Consider the following 15,208-nt stretch of genomic DNA (forward strand, 5'->3'; position numbering starts at 1 on the left):
GAGAGAAGATGAGCGATTATATTGTAGTGAAATGCGGCGGTAGTATGTTGAATCAATTAAATGCTGTGTTTTTTGATTGTATAAAGAAATTGCAACAGAAGTATAAAGTGGTGATTGTTCATGGTGGTGGGCCAGAAATTGATGCCAAATTAAAAGATTGTAACATCAACGTAGAAAAAAGAGATGGATTACGCGTAACACCAAAAGAAGTTATGGATGTTGTTCAAATGGTGCTATGCGGAAGTACGAATAAAAAACTCGTAATGAATTTACAAAAGCATAATTTACTTGCTGTAGGTTGTTCAGGGTGTGACGGTAATTTACTTCAAGTTCAACCTGTCAGCGAGGAGATAGGATATGTGGGAGAAGTAAGTTATGTAGAAACAGCCTTATTAAAAGGATTAATAAATATGGGGTATATTCCTGTTATTGCTCCAATCGGGGTAAATGGTAATGAAATTTATAACATAAATGCGGACAATGCTGCAGCTGGGATTGCGGCCGCGTTAGGGGCAAAAGAGCTGATTTTTATTACGGATGTAGATGGAATATTACATGAAGGGAATTTGGTAAAGGAAACGGATGAATCTGAAATTGCAACTTTTATAGAAACAGGTGTTATTACAGGTGGGATGATTCCGAAAGTACAGGCGGCACTAGCATCATTAAAAATGGGAGTGCAAAAGATAAGTATTGTGAATGGTACAAAAGATTTTACTGAGGTTACGGGAGAGTGTATTGGAACGACGGTAACGAAAGGTGTGAGTATTGCATGACGAGTCATCTTTTTCAAACGTATGGCAGAAGAACTATTGAGTTTGTAAAGGGAACTGGAACGAAAGTTATTGATAATAAAGGTAAGCAATATTTAGATTTTACATCAGGAATTGGCGTATGTAATTTAGGACATTGTCACCCTACTGTTCTCAAAGGTGTACAAGAGCAACTTGATGATATATGGCATATATCTAACCTGTTTACAAACAGCTTACAAGAAGAAGTTGCGTCATTATTAACAGAAAATAGAGCATTAGATTATGTGTTTTTCTGTAATAGTGGGGCAGAGGCAAATGAAGCGGCTTTAAAGTTAGCACGTAAGCATACTGGAAAATCTCTCGTCGTAACATGCCAGCAGTCTTTTCACGGTAGAACATTTGGAACGATGAGTGCAACAGGCCAAGATAAGGTAAAAGAAGGATTTGGTCCATTACTTCCATCTTTTTTACATATCCCTTTTAACGATATTAAAGCATTAGAGGAAGTAATGAATGAAGAAGTTGCGGCGGTAATGGTAGAAGTAGTTCAAGGAGAGGGAGGAGTAATACCTGCTGATTTATCTTTTTTGAAAGAGATTGAAACATTATGTAATAAGTTCGGTTCCTTATTTATTATAGACGAAGTACAAACGGGGATAGGAAGAACTGGAACACTATTCGCTTATGAACAAGTGCGAATAGAGCCTGATATCGTTACCGTTGCAAAAGCACTTGGGAATGGGATTCCTGTCGGAGCAATGATTGGCCGGAAAGAGCTCGGAACGTCGTTTACTGCAGGATCACACGGTTCAACTTTTGGCGGGAATTACATCGCGATGGCTGCAGCGAAAGAAGTATTGCAAGTAAGTAAAAGACCATTGTTTTTAAAAGAAGTACAAGAAAAAGGCGAGTATGTATTAGAGAAGTTGCAAGAGGAATTACAGCATGTCGAATGTATTCAAAATATACGTGGTAAGGGGCTTATGATTGGGATTGAGTGTAAGCATGAAGTTGCAAGTTTTATAGAACAACTAGAAAACGAAGGACTTCTCGTATTACAAGCAGGCCCTAATGTTATAAGACTATTACCGCCACTCATTGTCACGAATGAAGAGTTAGAACAGGCAGTATATATAATAAAAAAAGTAGTTTGTACAAAAAACGTATCAATCATATAAGGGGGAAGTTTCATGTCAACTGTACAAGTACCGAAATTAAATACGAAAGATCTTTTAACACTAGAAGAATTAACGAAAGAAGAAATTATTTCTTTAATTGAGTTCGCTATATATTTAAAAAAGAATAAGCAAGAGCCTTTATTACAAGGCAAAATATTAGGGCTTATTTTTGATAAGCATTCAACTCGTACTCGTGTATCTTTTGAAGCGGGAATGGTACAACTCGGGGGACATGGTATGTTTTTAAGTGGGAAAGAGATGCAAATGGGAAGAGGAGAAACCGTTTCAGATACTGCGAAAGTATTATCGCAGTATATTGACGGGATCATGATACGTACATTCTCACACGCGGATGTAGAAGAGCTTGCAAAAGAATCTAGTATTCCTGTTATTAACGGTTTAACGGATGATCATCATCCTTGTCAAGCATTGGCAGACCTAATGACAATATATGAAGAAACAAATACATTTAAAGGAATAAAATTGGCTTACGTAGGTGACGGAAATAATGTATGTCATTCATTGTTGCTAGCGAGTGCAAAAGTCGGAATGCATATGACTGTTGCAACGCCTGTAGGATATGAACCGAATGAAGAGATTGTAAAAAAAGCGTTAGCGATTGCCAAGGAAACAGGAGCTGAAATTGAAGTTTTGCATGATCCTGAATTAGCGGTGAATGAAGCAGATTTCATTTATACTGACGTTTGGATGAGCATGGGGCAAGAGGGCGAAGAAGAGAAATATTCTTTATTTCAACCTTACCAAATCAATAACGAACTTGTTAAGCATGCGAAACAAACATATCGTTTCTTACACTGTTTACCTGCCCATCGTGAAGAAGAAGTAACAGGAGAAATTATAGATGGACCACAGTCTATCGTCTTCGAGCAAGCTGGTAATCGATTGCATGCTCAAAAAGCGTTATTAGTGAGTTTATTTAAAAATGTAGAAGAGCCTTCCTAAAAGGGAGGTTTTTTTATATTAAAATGTCGGATGTATATTTGGTTAACCATTTCGATATCATTTATAATAAAAGAGAAAACTAAATTTGTTTTTCAGAGTGTGTAAGGACATACTACATATAAAAATATAGTTAAAGAGATGATGAGGGTGAAAACAACTAAGAAAACATATTCGTTTTTTCAGCGGATGTGGAGAATATTAAAGTTTCAATATTATAAGTTGCTTCGATCGCCAGAAGGCGCAAAGAAAGTATCGTTAGGGTTTGCTATAGGATTCGGCTTAGAAATGTTAGTCATTTATACGGCATCGCTCGTATATGTAATATTTTATCCAATCGTCAGGTTAGCAAAGGGATCTTTTCCTGCGGCAGTTATTGGCAATATTATTGGGAAAATATCGTTTCTCCCAGTATTTTTATTTCCGCTTGCGTATACGCTAGGAAAAATGATTTATCCATTCCATGTACAGAAAATTCATCATGAACCATTTACGATATCGGACTTGTTTTCAAGTCACATTTTTACGATATTAAAGAGCTTATTACAAAGTGAAGTGTATGTATTAATTGGAATGACGATTTTAGGAGTTGTGTTTGGTCTCATTTCGTATTTCGTTGTGCATTATTTATACGAAAAGAACCGTAAGTTACGCTTGAAGAAAAGGAAGAAACGAGTGAGAGAACCACTTGTACAATTATAAACAATGTCACATTCATTTTCTCCTTTGAATATGTTTAAGAAAAAGGAGGAGAGGATAATGTATTATTATTACGTACCTCAAGTATATCCATATGTAAATTATTATCCGGTTTATGATACGAGTAGACAATACGAATTATATCGGCAACAACAATTACAGCAATTATCACAAATACCACAAATACCACAACAACAGCCTACACAGGAAAAAAAACCATATTTAACAACATGGCCATATTCCAATGTATACTATGGTAACTATTACGAATCATAAAGCTGCTTCTATTTAGAAGCAGCTTTATACGTTTGTTTTCAAAATTAAATTTTGAATGGTTTGAAGAGAATGAATGAGCTTTTCGCGCTCTTCCTCAGATAATGTTTGGAAATTTTCTTTTAGTTTGTCTAAAATGAATTGCTGATACTGATTTACTAATAATTTCCCTTCAGCTGTTAGGGAAATTAAAATGACCCGTCGATCTTTTTCGCTATAATGACGCTCTATTAGTTCTTCTTGAATAAGTTTGTTTAATAGAGGTGTCATGTTAGGCCGTGAAATCGCTAGCCGCTTGCCGATTTCGGAAACTGCTAATGTGCCGTTTTCATGCAAAAGCAGTAATACTTGTGTATGTGATGGCGGCATATGTCTTTGAGAAGAAAATTCTCCAGGAAGCATAAATTTGCGATAAAAAAGAGGCACTAGCGAAAGAAGATGATCAACAATACGTTCCCACTCGCGTGATTCCATATAAAGGCCCCCTTCCACTATCATTGTAACAAAAAAGACATGTTATAAAAATAGAATTGTTTCATGGTCGCTTTAATATTTGTAGGATAACACTTGCTTTGTAAATGTATTGGCAATAATCGCATAGCCGTTATCATTTGGGTGTACTTGGTCAAATAATAACTCTTTTTTATCATTCGATATTAATTTACGAATTGGTAAAACGATAGATGGTTGATTTGCTTTGGAAATGGAATAAACAGATTCATTCCAGCCATCTAAAAACATATCTGCATAACTTGCGATGGAGTCATCGAGTTGTAACGGGTTATAGAGTTCTGAGAGAATGAGTAAAGCATCCGGATTTTGATCTCGAACTGTCTTTACAATACTTTTTATATCCGCTTCAAAATGGGCTTTTTCTTTATTTAACATTTTTATACCATCTATAACACCAACATCACGATTTAAACGAAATAAATTATTTCCTCCAATATTAATTGTAATTATATTTGCTGCTCTAATTTTTTCCTTTACATCTTCTGATTGAACTTTTTTAGCGAGACGATCTGTTGTAAGACCGTTTACCCCAAGGTTTTCTACTGTAATTGGTTTATGAATTTGTGCTTCTATTTGCTTAGAAGCTAATTCAGCAAATCCACCTTGTGTCGATCCATATCCTTTAGCGAGTGAATCACCTAATACAAGATGATAAAAAGATTCATTTGTTTGCTTATCAATCCAATTTGGGGCAGATGTTTTTTCTGTTTTTTCTTCAGATTCATTTTGTTTTGTCTCGTCGTTCTTTTCAAAATAAGAATAAGAAATGATCAGAAGGAGGAGACAAACAATTGTTAAGATGACTTTTTTCATAAATTCATCCTCCTTGTAATTGGTAATTGTATCATATTCAGCAGTATTAGCAATGTAAGGGCATATTATATGTTTATGAAAAGTTTATAATAACTTTACAGAAAATTTGTTGAAGTTTGTCAAAAAATATTGACGATAGGAAAGAACTTTATATATGATAATGTCAGATAAGGTGAAACTTTAATTAGTGGGAGCTTTATTTCCGATTAATTAATGGTCTTCATCAATCGGGCGTTTAAGGGGACTACTCGTTAGCGCAGGGTGAAATGAAAATTGTGTCTCTAATAGAAGAAAAAAGGTATGTGGTTAGAGACAGATAGGGATTCATTTCATTATTTTTGGTAATTGTATAAGGGGGATTTTTTGTGAAAAAGTCAAAAAAAATGCTAGCTGGAGCAACTCTTGCGATTGGTGTTATAGCGCCGCAAGTAATGCCAGCAACAGCTCATGCAGATGAGAACACTGGGGAGAGTACAGTTAACTTACGAATTCTAGAAACATCAGATATTCACGTTAACTTAATGAATTACGATTATTATCAAACGAAAACAGATAATAAAGTAGGACTTGTACAAACGGCAACACTCGTTAATAAAGCACGTGAAGAAGTGAAAAACTCTGTCCTATTTGATGATGGGGATGCATTACAAGGGACACCGCTTGGGGATTACGTAGCGAATAAAATAAAAGATCCGAAGAATCGTGTGGATCCTAGTTATACACATCCATTATATCGTGTAATGAATTTAATGAAGTATGACGTCATCTCTCTTGGGAATCATGAATTTAACTATGGTTTAGATTATTTAAACAAAGTGATTGAAAAAACGGATTTCCCGGTTATTAACTCGAATGTATATAAAGTTGACCATGATGATAAGGAAGAGAACGATGAAAATTATTTTAAACCATATCATATTTTAAAGAAAGAAGTAGTGGATGAAGCAGGCCAAAAACAAATAGTGAAAATTGGTGTAATGGGATTTGTTCCACCACAAATCATGAACTGGGATAAAGCGAACTTAGAAGGAAAAGTAAAAGCGAAAGACATCGTCGCAACAGCAAGAATAATGGTGAAAAAAATGCAAAATGAGGGTGCGGATATTATCGTTGCATTGGCTCATTCAGGCGTCGATAAGAGCGAATATAAAGAAGTGAATAAAATGGAAAATGCATCATATCATTTAGCAACACAAGTTCCTGGCGTAGATGCAGTATTAATGGGACATTCACATACTGAAGTGGAGGATGTATTTAATGGTGTTCCAGTTGTAATGCCTGGTGTTTTTGGTAGTAACTTAGGTATTATTGATATGCAATTGAAAAAGGTAAACGGAACATGGGAAGTACAAAAAGATCAATCTAAGCCACAACTTCGCCCGATTGCTAATAGTAAAGGTACCCCATTAGTAGAATCTGATCAAAAATTAGTTAATGAAATTAAAGATGAGCATCAAGCGACAATCGACTATGTAAATACACCTGTAGGTGAAACGAAAGCACCAATTAATAGTTATTTTTCATTAGTACAAGATGATCCTTCCGTACAAATTGTGACAAATGCACAAAAATGGTATGTAGAACAAGAACTTAAAAAACCAGAGTACGAAAAGATTAAAGATATTCCGGTTTTATCTGCAGGCGCACCATTTAAAGCAGGTGGCCGAAACGGTGCGACATATTATACTGATATTCCAGCTGGAACGTTAGCAATTAAAAACGTTGCAGATTTATACGTGTATCCAAATACGTTATATGCTGTAAAAGTAAATGGGGCACAAGTGAAAGAATGGCTTGAAATGTCTGCAGGTCAGTTTAATCAAATTGATCCAAAGAAAACAGAAGAACAGCCGTTAGTAAATATAGGCTATCCTACATATAACTTCGATATTTTAGATGGCTTAAAATACGAAATTGATGTAACACAACCGGCGAAATACGATAAAGATGGAAAAGTTGTAAATGCAAATGCTAATCGTATTGTAAATATGACATATGAAGGTAAGCTAGTAGCTGACAAGCAAGAGTTCATCGTCGCTACAAATAACTATCGTGGAAGTAGCCAAACGTTCCCAGGTGTAAGTAAAGGGGAAGTTGTATACCAATCACAAGATGAAACACGTCAAATCATTGTGAAGTATATGCAAAAAATAAAAGATATTGATCCAGCAGCTGATCAAAATTGGACATTTAAACCGATTGTTGCAGATAAATTAAATACAACATTTGATTCTTCACCAAATGCACAAAAGTATATAAAGAAAGATGGAAAGATTTCATATGTTGGACCATCTGAAAATGAATTTGCGAAATATGCAATTGATATAACGAAGAAAAATGATGATAAAGAAACTGGTGAAGGAAATCCAACGACACCGCCAACAGGTGGTGGAGAAAATCCAACAACACCGCCAACAGGTAATGGAGAAAACCCAACACCACCAACAGAAGAAGGTAATAATGGTAATGAACCAAAACAAGATGGAAATAATACCGGATCTGGACAAACTACAACAGATGATCAAAATACAAAAGAAACAACAACAACTGTAAGTGAAAATAAAGAAGCTGAAAAAGATGAACGTGATTTACCGAAAACAGGTGCAAGTATTGCTTCTACAATTGGAGCTGGTCTTGCGTTTGTTGGAGCGGGATTACTTATGTTATTTAGAAAAAAGAAAGCGAATAGATAGTAGAGAAATATAAAAAGGATTACCAATTTGGTAATCCTTTTTGTTATATTATGAAACTGGTACTGCTTTTTCTTTTTTCCATGAAAGACCGAATCCAGTAAAGCCGACGATAATGGTTACGACTGGACACGCTAAACAGAAGATTGCGTATGGCAAGTAATCGAATGTTGGAACGCTAAGAACGTTTGTTAAGAATACGCCACTTACACCCCATGGTACGAGTGGATTAATTACTGTACCAGCATCTTCTAATACTCGTGATAAATTACGACGTTCTAAACCGACTTCATCGTATTTATTAGCAAATGCTTGTCCTGTTAAAACGATGGATAAGTACTGCTCACCGAGTAAGAAGTTTACACCAATTGCAGTTGAAGCAGTAGAAATAATTAAGCGTGTACTAGTTTTTACGAAGCTAGAGATAATATTCATCAGCTGCGCTATAATACCCATTCCTTGTAATAATCCTCCCATACAAAGAGCTAGGAAAATAAGAGCAATTGACATCATCATACTTTGCAGGCCACCGCGAGATAATAAGCTATCAATATCTTTGATACCAGTTTTAGAAACGTAACCGTCTTGCATAATTTTTATTAAATCAGCTAAAGAAGTGCTAGGTTTAAAAATAAAGAGAATAATAATCCCTACCACAATTCCTGCAAGTAATGTTGGAACTGCGGGTACCTTTTTAAATGCGAATAGGAACAGTAATAAAATAGGAATCAGTGTAACGATAGAAATCGTTGCATTTTTTTCTAATGTGTTAATAAATGCTGAGAAATCAACGTTTCCACCAGATCCGCTTCCTAAAATGAAAAATGCGATAAAAGCAATAATGAAAGCTGGCACTGTTGTCCAAAGCATGTTACGAATATGTTCAAATAAATCTACACCCGTTACAGCAGGCGCTAAGTTTGTTGTATCAGATAAAGGAGACATTTTATCTCCGAAGAATGCCCCAGAAATAATTGCCCCAGCAATAAGAGCTGGATCGTATCCAAGGGCAGTACCCATTCCCATAAAGGCAAGTCCTACAGTTGCAGCAGTTGTAAATGCACTACCGATACTCGTTCCAACAATTGCACAAACAACAAAAACAGTTGGAACGAAAATTTTTGGAGATACAAGTTGGAAGCCGTATACCATTAAAGTCGGAATAGTTCCAGCTGCGATCCAAACGCTAATTAATACGCCTACAAGTAAGAAAATAAATATAGATGGAATACCAGCTGAAATACTACTAATCATCCCTTTCTCCATAGTAGACCAAGAGATTTTCTTCAGGAATCCAAATGCTAATAAAAGAACGATACCAAATAAAATTGGGATGTGTGGTGAAACTTCTAATTGAATAACACTAAAACCAATACAGAAAAAGATAAAAATTGTTAAAAGAACAGACTCAATTTTTGAAACCATTGTTTTCCCCTCCTAAGTAATGTGAAATAGCTCTTTTTTATATAAAATTCGCCAATATTGTATATTTCCTTCTAAATTTTAGAATTTTGTGACAAATTACCGGTAATTGTTGGTTCTTCTATATGATGCGGAAATGATTGGATAAAAAAACGTCCCTGCATATAATTATGCAGGGACGAAGAAATCGCGGTACCACCCTAGCTTGTGAAATGAATGTATCACAAAATAAAGGGTCATATGATATGCGCTTATAAAATAAAAAACGCCCCTGCAATATATGCAGGGACGAAAAATTCGCGGTACCACCCTAAATTGTGAAACAGTGTCGTTTCACCACTCTTTAGACATAACGGTCTATAACCGTCTTTCACTACTCCTCACGTTTCGTAAAAGAAGCTCCAGGGGGTAATTCATAATTCGCTCTGTACTGGTTCGCACCGACCACCAGCTCTCTGAAATCAGAAATCGAAATACTACTAAATCCTATCATCGCCGATTCATATGATGTTAGTTAAATTTTTATCACATTTTCATCTTAAATGTCAATAAAAATATTAAATGTTTTTTTAGGGAAATAAAGGAGAATTGTTTTAAAGCTCTAATTTTGTACGTTATAATGAATTTGAAAGGGGAGGAAAGAGTGAAGAAAAAAATAATTCTTTTTACCACCTTACTAGTCGTTGGCGGAAGTGCTGGAATTTACACAGCTTTTGCGGCTGAATCAGAGCAGTTGAAACAAAAACAAATACAACAGTCAGAAGTGAAGAAAGTAAAAGAAATAGAAGAGAAGAAATCAATGGAAAAAGCAGCAGAGAAACTAGGAGTTTCTACTGAGGGGAAAACAAAAGAAGAGGTTACGAAAGAAGTAAATACCGCTAGGTTTGAGAAGCGTCATGATTTATTAATTGAGCACGCTAAACAACTTGGAATTGATACAGAGGGAAAAAAAGATGAAGAAATTATTTTAGAAATTGGAAAGATACAGCATGGAAAGTAGAACAACTTATCGTATGATAAGTTGTTCTTTTTTAAGAACTATTTGATTTTAAAATAATTGACAGTCATTCGGATTTAATGTTAACTATATTTATAAACAAGTTAACATTAGGAGTGACAGTTGTGACAATAAATAGTAGAACGATTGAAAAATCATCTTATACATATGAAGAATTAGCAGAGAAAAATAAAGCTTACGTATGGCACCCATTTACACAAATGAAAGATTATTTAGAAGAAGATCCTGTCATTATTGAACGTGGAGAGGGAAGAAAGCTATACGATGTAAATGGTAATGAATATTGGGATGGTGTTTCATCTATATGGTTAAATGTTCACGGACATCAAGTACCGGAATTAGATGAAGCAATTCGTGAGCAATTAAATAAAATTGCTCATTCTACTATGTTAGGACTTGCTAACGTTCCATCTATTTTATTAGCAGAAAAAATTATTGAGGTTGTACCAGATGGATTGAAGAAGGTATTCTATTCTGATTCAGGTTCTACCGCTGTTGAAATTGCAATTAAGATGGCTTTCCAATATTGGCAGCATAAAGGGAAACCAAAGAAACAAAGATTCGTTACATTAAAAGAAGCATATCACGGTGATACAATTGGAGCTGTTTCAGTAGGGGCAATAGACTTGTTTCACCAAGTGTATAGTTCGCTCTTATTTGATGCGATTAAAATGCCGTATCCATATACATATCGTTCTCCTTACGGAAATAATAAGGAGGAAATTGTAAAAAGCCATTTAGCAGAAATGGAAGAATTGTTGAAAGAAAAGCATGAAGAAGTAGCTGCCATCATTGTAGAGCCATTAATGCAAGGTGCTGGTGGAATGATTACAATGCCAAAAGGATATTTAAAAGGACTGCGCGATTTATGTACAAAGTACAATGTATTATTTATTACAGATGAGGTAGCGACTGGATTTGGGCGTACAGGGAAAATGTTTGCGTGTGAACATGAAAATGTGACGCCAGACATTTTAACTGCTGGTAAAGGTTTAACAGGTGGATATTTACCAATTGCAGTTACCGTAACGACAGATGAAATATATAATGCCTTCTTAGGAGAATATGAAGAACAAAAAACATTTTTCCATGGACATAGCTATACAGGCAATCCGTTAGGGTGTGCCGTAGCAATCGCGAATCTAGAACTATATGAAAAAACAAATTTAATAGAAGAAGTGGCACGTAAAACGGATTATGTGGCAGCGCAATTAGAAAAGCTCTTTGCGTATAAACATGTAGGTGATATTCGTCAGTGCGGATTAATGGTTGGTATCGAGCTTGTGAAGAATAAGGAAACGAAAGAAGCTTTTGACTGGACAGAAAGAGTCGGTGTTCAAGTATGTAAACGCTCAAGAGAGCTAGGTATGATTTTACGACCGCTAGGTAACACGATTGTATTTATGCCGCCACTTGCTTCTACTTTTGAAGAGATTGATGATATGTTACGCATCTTATATAAGGCAATCTCGGATGTTACGGAGGGAGAATAATGAGTGGTTTTTTCATAACAGCAACTGATACTGAAGTTGGAAAAACAGTAGTTGCAGGTGCTATAGCAGGTGTATTTAGAGAATTAGGATATAACGTAGGGGTATATAAACCGTTGCAAAGTGGGCATGTTGCATCAAACCCTGAGGGAGATGCGGCAAGGTTAAAAGTATTATCAGGTGTACCGACACAAGAAAATGAAATTTGCCCTTATTCTATTGAAGAACCACTTGCTCCGAGACTTGCCATGAAAAGAGCTGGAAGAGTAGTAAAGTTAAAAGAAATTACTGATTACTATAATGAACTATTAAAAGAGTTTAATAGCGTATTTGTAGAAGGAGCAGGTGGGCTTGCTGTCCCATATACAGAAGATGCTTTAGTAATTGATTTTGCAAAAGAATTACAGTTGCCTCTTATTGTAGTAGCTCGTCCTACATTAGGAACAGTAAATCATACAGTGTTAACGATTGCTTACGCAAAGGCGCATGGCTTAACCGTAGCGGGTGTCATTTTATCAGGTTGCAAAGAATGTGAAATGGAAAGAGTGCAAGAAAATAAAGAGATGATTGAAGAGTTGAGCGGGGTACCAGTTTTAGGATTATTACCATTCTTTGAAGGTGAGTTTACGAAAGAAGAAGTATTGGAATCTGCAAAAGAATATATTATGATTTCAAAATTAGAGGAGTTTATCCAAAATGAATCAAACGTGGCGGGCGCACCTTCAATCTAAATTACAACAATTACATAAGCAAGGGCAGTATCGAAATTTATATGTAACAGAGCAGGCAGAAGAGACTTGGCTTATTCGAGATAAAAAAAGGATGTTAAATTTAGCGTCAAATAATTATTTAGGGTTAGCTGGAGATGAAAGGTTAAAAGAAGCTGCTATTGCCTGTACAAAAAGATATGGAACTGGAGCGACTGCCTCTCGTCTCGTTGTAGGAAATCATCCATTATATGAAGAGGTTGAGAGAAGCATATGTGACTGGAAAGGTACTGAAAGAGCTTTAATTGTAAATAGTGGGTATACGGCAAATATAGGTGCCATATCTTCTTTAGCCTCTCGGCACGATATTGTTTTTAGTGATAAGTTAAATCACGCAAGTATTGTTGATGGAATCATATTAAGCGGGGCAGAGCATAAAAGGTATCGTCATAATGATTTGGATCATTTAGAGAAGCTTTTGAAAATGGCTTCGCCTGAAAAGAGGAAATTAATCGTAACAGATACCGTTTTTAGTATGGATGGTGATACTGCGTATTTGAGAGATTTAGTACAACTGAAAGAGAAATACGGAGCAATCATTATAGTCGATGAAGCACATGCGAGTGGAATATATGGAATCGGCGGAGCTGGATTATCTCACATAGAAAAAAATCTTTCTCAAAAAATTGATATACATATGGGGACGTTTAGCAAGGCTTTAGGGTGTTATGGTGCGTATTTGACAGGTGATGAAATTTATATAGAGTATTTACAAAATATGATGAGAAGCTTTATTTTTACTACAGCTTTACCACCAAGTACGTTAGGAGCGGTGCAAAAAGCAATTGAAATTGTAAAAGAAGATAACGAAAGAAGAGAGAACCTTATAGCAAATGGAGAATACTTCAGAACTAAATTAAGGGATGCTGGTTTTGATATTGGGAATAGTTCAACTCATATTGTACCGATTGTAGTCGGTTCAAATGAACATGCTTTACGGTTTAGTAAAAGGTTGCAAGAGGCAGGGATTGCGGCTATTGCAATTCGTCCGCCAACTGTGCCGGTTCATAGTTCTCGAATTCGCTTTGCAGTTACATCGCAACATACAATAGCTGATTTAAAATGGGCTATTGATCGAATTATTCACATTGCGAAAGAAGAGGAGATTTTCGTATGAACGAGCTAAAGATTATTTTTATTCCCGGATGGGGAATGGAAGAGAATATTTGGGATTTAGTAATTCCGTATTTTAAAGGATATCCTGTTCAATGCATAGATTGGCGTAATGTGAAAGAACGAAGTGAATTTGCGGAACGAATTATAGATGTAGCGCATAATGACAACGTAATTTTAGTTGGATGGTCACTAGGAGCGTTAGCAGCAGTTGAAGCTTATAAAAAGATTAAGGCAAAAGGCATCGTATTAATTGGTGGTACTGCTAAATTTACAAGTACGAGCGATTACAGTAACGGATGGAATGCTTTGCATGTAGAACGGCTGAAAAGAAATTTGGCGAGAAGGAAAGAAGATACGCTCAAGCGGTTTTATGAAAATATGTTTACGAAAGATGAGCTAAAAGAGAATAAAAACTTTGAAGACATTGTAGACCGTTTTAAAGGTGATTCTATTCAGTCTTTACAACTAGGTTTAGATTATTTAATAGAAACAGATATGAGAGAAGAACTAAAAGAAATTAAAGTACCTATACTACTTATTCACGGAGAACAGGATGTAATATGCCCATTGTCTGCGGCACGTAGTATGACGGAGAATAGCAGCAGCGAGCTGAAAGTAGTAAGTGAAGCAGGGCATGCATTATGTGTAACGAATTTTGAATATTGTGCAAATGAGATAATTCAATTTGTAGAGGGGATACGACATGATCAACAAAACGTTACTACAAAAACGGTTTAATGGGGCAGCCGTATCTTACGATCGATATGCAAATGTACAAAAAAAGATGGCACATTCATTACTTTCAATCTTAAAGGAACGATATAGTGAAACGGCATCAATACGTATTTTAGAACTGGGATGCGGGACGGGGTATGTAACAGAACAATTATCAAAGTTATTTCCGAAAGCACATATTACAGCAGTTGATTTTGCTGAAAGTATGATTGCGATTGCGCAAACTAGACAAAATGTAAAAAATGTAACGTTTCACTGTGAAGATATTGAGCGATTACGATTAGAAGAATCATATGATGTCATTATTTCAAATGCTACATTTCAATGGTTAAATAATTTACAACAAGTGTTAAGAAATTTATTTCAACATTTGTCTATAGATGGCATATTACTCTTTTCAACGTTTGGACATGAAACATTTCAAGAATTGCATGCTTCGTTCCAACGTGCGAAAGAAGAAAGAAATATAAAAAATGAAACATCGATTGGTCAACGTTTTTATTCAAAAGATCAGTTGCTTCATATATGTAAGATAGAAACAGGGGATGTGCATGTTTCTGAAACATGTTACATAGAGAGTTTTACAGAAGTTAAGGAGTTTCTGCATTCTATTCGAAAAGTAGGAGCAACTAATAGCAATGAAGGATCATATTGTCAAAGTCCCTCACTCTTTCGTGCGATGCTGCGCATATACGAAAGAGACTTCACGGGAAATGAAGGGATAATGGCAACGTATCATGCTTTATTTATGCATATAACAAAAGAGGGGAAGAGATGAA

Annotated in this window: 15 protein-coding genes and 1 other annotated feature; of the genes, 12 read left to right on the plus strand and 3 right to left on the minus strand. The window is 35.6% G+C overall.

Going from position 1 to position 15,208, the window contains the following annotated elements:
* Positions 1 to 8 precede the first annotated feature (8 nt).
* The 5 genes from argB to MHI28_RS26525 all read left to right on the plus strand — a co-directional run bounded on the left by argB (position 9) and on the right by MHI28_RS26525 (position 3,868).
* On the plus strand, positions 9 to 776 hold the full coding sequence (argB, locus tag MHI28_RS26505; RefSeq protein ID WP_001286792.1) for an acetylglutamate kinase: 768 nt from the start codon (positions 9 to 11) through the stop codon (positions 774 to 776).
* Positions 773 to 1,933, plus strand: coding sequence for an acetylornithine transaminase (locus MHI28_RS26510; RefSeq protein ID WP_000200545.1), 1,161 nt, complete (start codon positions 773 to 775; stop codon positions 1,931 to 1,933). Before argB ends, MHI28_RS26510 begins: the two co-directional genes overlap by 4 nt.
* 12 nt (positions 1,934 to 1,945) lie before the next feature.
* The gene (argF, locus tag MHI28_RS26515; RefSeq protein WP_000108861.1) at positions 1,946 to 2,896 is read left to right on the plus strand and encodes an ornithine carbamoyltransferase; all 951 of its coding nucleotides are present in this window, start codon (positions 1,946 to 1,948) and stop codon (positions 2,894 to 2,896) included.
* Positions 2,897 to 3,034: 138 nt separating this feature from the next.
* A complete protein-coding gene (locus MHI28_RS26520) occupies positions 3,035 to 3,595 on the plus strand; it encodes a DUF2062 domain-containing protein (RefSeq protein WP_003309896.1) in 561 nt (186 codons plus the stop codon).
* A 57-nt stretch (positions 3,596 to 3,652) separates the two neighbouring features.
* Positions 3,653 to 3,868 carry a hypothetical protein gene (locus MHI28_RS26525; protein WP_000291955.1) on the plus strand — a complete coding sequence of 72 codons (216 nt, stop codon included), beginning with the start codon at positions 3,653 to 3,655 and terminating at the stop codon, positions 3,866 to 3,868.
* A 24-nt stretch (positions 3,869 to 3,892) separates the two neighbouring features.
* Here the strand turns inward: MHI28_RS26525 and MHI28_RS26530 are convergent, their stop codons facing one another.
* Both MHI28_RS26530 and MHI28_RS26535 read right to left on the minus strand, forming a co-directional pair.
* The gene (locus tag MHI28_RS26530) at positions 3,893 to 4,339 is read right to left on the minus strand and encodes a MarR family winged helix-turn-helix transcriptional regulator (RefSeq protein ID WP_000445819.1); all 447 of its coding nucleotides are present in this window, start codon (positions 4,337 to 4,339) and stop codon (positions 3,893 to 3,895) included.
* A 72-nt stretch (positions 4,340 to 4,411) separates the two neighbouring features.
* Positions 4,412 to 5,191 carry a GDSL-type esterase/lipase family protein gene (locus MHI28_RS26535; protein WP_000755850.1) on the minus strand — a complete coding sequence of 260 codons (780 nt, stop codon included), beginning with the start codon at positions 5,189 to 5,191 and terminating at the stop codon, positions 4,412 to 4,414.
* A 365-nt stretch (positions 5,192 to 5,556) separates the two neighbouring features.
* Here MHI28_RS26535 and cpdB point away from each other — a divergent pair, with 365 nt between their 5' ends.
* Complete coding sequence (gene cpdB / locus MHI28_RS26540; protein WP_000748645.1) at positions 5,557 to 7,884, plus strand: bifunctional 2',3'-cyclic-nucleotide 2'-phosphodiesterase/3'-nucleotidase; 2,328 nt, start codon at positions 5,557 to 5,559, stop codon at positions 7,882 to 7,884.
* Positions 7,885 to 7,932: 48 nt separating this feature from the next.
* Here cpdB and nhaC read toward each other — a convergent pair whose 3' ends face one another.
* On the minus strand, positions 7,933 to 9,306 hold the full coding sequence (nhaC, locus tag MHI28_RS26545; protein ID WP_000253730.1) for a Na+/H+ antiporter NhaC: 1,374 nt from the start codon (positions 9,304 to 9,306) through the stop codon (positions 7,933 to 7,935).
* A 278-nt stretch (positions 9,307 to 9,584) separates the two neighbouring features.
* Positions 9,585 to 9,805, minus strand: a binding site (T-box leader).
* Positions 9,806 to 9,946: 141 nt separating this feature from the next.
* Between nhaC and MHI28_RS26550 the strand changes: the two genes are divergently transcribed.
* The 6 genes from MHI28_RS26550 to bioC all read left to right on the plus strand — a co-directional run bounded on the left by MHI28_RS26550 (position 9,947) and on the right by bioC (position 15,207).
* A complete protein-coding gene (locus MHI28_RS26550) occupies positions 9,947 to 10,303 on the plus strand; it encodes a hypothetical protein (RefSeq protein WP_000726908.1) in 357 nt (118 codons plus the stop codon).
* Between the two features lie 77 nt (positions 10,304 to 10,380).
* The gene (gene bioA, locus MHI28_RS26555; RefSeq protein WP_003255568.1) at positions 10,381 to 11,814 is read left to right on the plus strand and encodes an adenosylmethionine--8-amino-7-oxononanoate transaminase; all 1,434 of its coding nucleotides are present in this window, start codon (positions 10,381 to 10,383) and stop codon (positions 11,812 to 11,814) included.
* On the plus strand, positions 11,814 to 12,542 hold the full coding sequence (bioD, locus tag MHI28_RS26560) for a dethiobiotin synthase (RefSeq protein WP_000012480.1): 729 nt from the start codon (positions 11,814 to 11,816) through the stop codon (positions 12,540 to 12,542). The genes bioA and bioD overlap by 1 nt, the downstream gene beginning before the upstream one ends.
* The gene (bioF, locus tag MHI28_RS26565) at positions 12,508 to 13,695 is read left to right on the plus strand and encodes an 8-amino-7-oxononanoate synthase (protein ID WP_001077300.1); all 1,188 of its coding nucleotides are present in this window, start codon (positions 12,508 to 12,510) and stop codon (positions 13,693 to 13,695) included. The genes bioD and bioF overlap by 35 nt, the downstream gene beginning before the upstream one ends.
* Entirely contained in the window at positions 13,692 to 14,432 is a 741-nt protein-coding gene (locus tag MHI28_RS26570; protein ID WP_001004158.1) for an alpha/beta fold hydrolase, read from the plus strand. Before bioF ends, MHI28_RS26570 begins: the two co-directional genes overlap by 4 nt.
* On the plus strand, positions 14,398 to 15,207 hold the full coding sequence (gene bioC, locus MHI28_RS26575; protein WP_000608912.1) for a malonyl-ACP O-methyltransferase BioC: 810 nt from the start codon (positions 14,398 to 14,400) through the stop codon (positions 15,205 to 15,207). The genes MHI28_RS26570 and bioC overlap by 35 nt, the downstream gene beginning before the upstream one ends.
* Position 15,208: the final 1 nt, after the last annotated feature.

It is taken from the genome of Bacillus sp. FSL K6-0268 (assembly GCF_038005425.1).
Lineage (GTDB): Bacteria > Bacillota > Bacilli > Bacillales > Bacillaceae_G > Bacillus_A > Bacillus_A thuringiensis_S.

Coding starts and splice junctions, on each gene's coding strand:
- bioD (WP_000012480.1), top strand. CDS start 11,814: ATGAGTGGTTTTTTCATAACAGCAACTGATACTGAAGTTGGAAAAACA.
- bioC (WP_000608912.1), top strand. CDS start 14,398: ATGATCAACAAAACGTTACTACAAAAACGGTTTAATGGGGCAGCCGTA.
- MHI28_RS26570 (WP_001004158.1), top strand. CDS start 13,692: ATGAACGAGCTAAAGATTATTTTTATTCCCGGATGGGGAATGGAAGAG.
- argF (WP_000108861.1), top strand. CDS start 1,946: ATGTCAACTGTACAAGTACCGAAATTAAATACGAAAGATCTTTTAACA.
- bioF (WP_001077300.1), top strand. CDS start 12,508: ATGAATCAAACGTGGCGGGCGCACCTTCAATCTAAATTACAACAATTA.
- bioA (WP_003255568.1), top strand. CDS start 10,381: ATGTTAACTATATTTATAAACAAGTTAACATTAGGAGTGACAGTTGTG.
- MHI28_RS26535 (WP_000755850.1), bottom strand. CDS start 5,191: ATGAAAAAAGTCATCTTAACAATTGTTTGTCTCCTCCTTCTGATCATT.
- MHI28_RS26530 (WP_000445819.1), bottom strand. CDS start 4,339: ATGGAATCACGCGAGTGGGAACGTATTGTTGATCATCTTCTTTCGCTA.
- argB (WP_001286792.1), top strand. CDS start 9: ATGAGCGATTATATTGTAGTGAAATGCGGCGGTAGTATGTTGAATCAA.
- MHI28_RS26520 (WP_003309896.1), top strand. CDS start 3,035: ATGATGAGGGTGAAAACAACTAAGAAAACATATTCGTTTTTTCAGCGG.
- MHI28_RS26525 (WP_000291955.1), top strand. CDS start 3,653: ATGTATTATTATTACGTACCTCAAGTATATCCATATGTAAATTATTAT.
- MHI28_RS26510 (WP_000200545.1), top strand. CDS start 773: ATGACGAGTCATCTTTTTCAAACGTATGGCAGAAGAACTATTGAGTTT.
- nhaC (WP_000253730.1), bottom strand. CDS start 9,306: ATGGTTTCAAAAATTGAGTCTGTTCTTTTAACAATTTTTATCTTTTTC.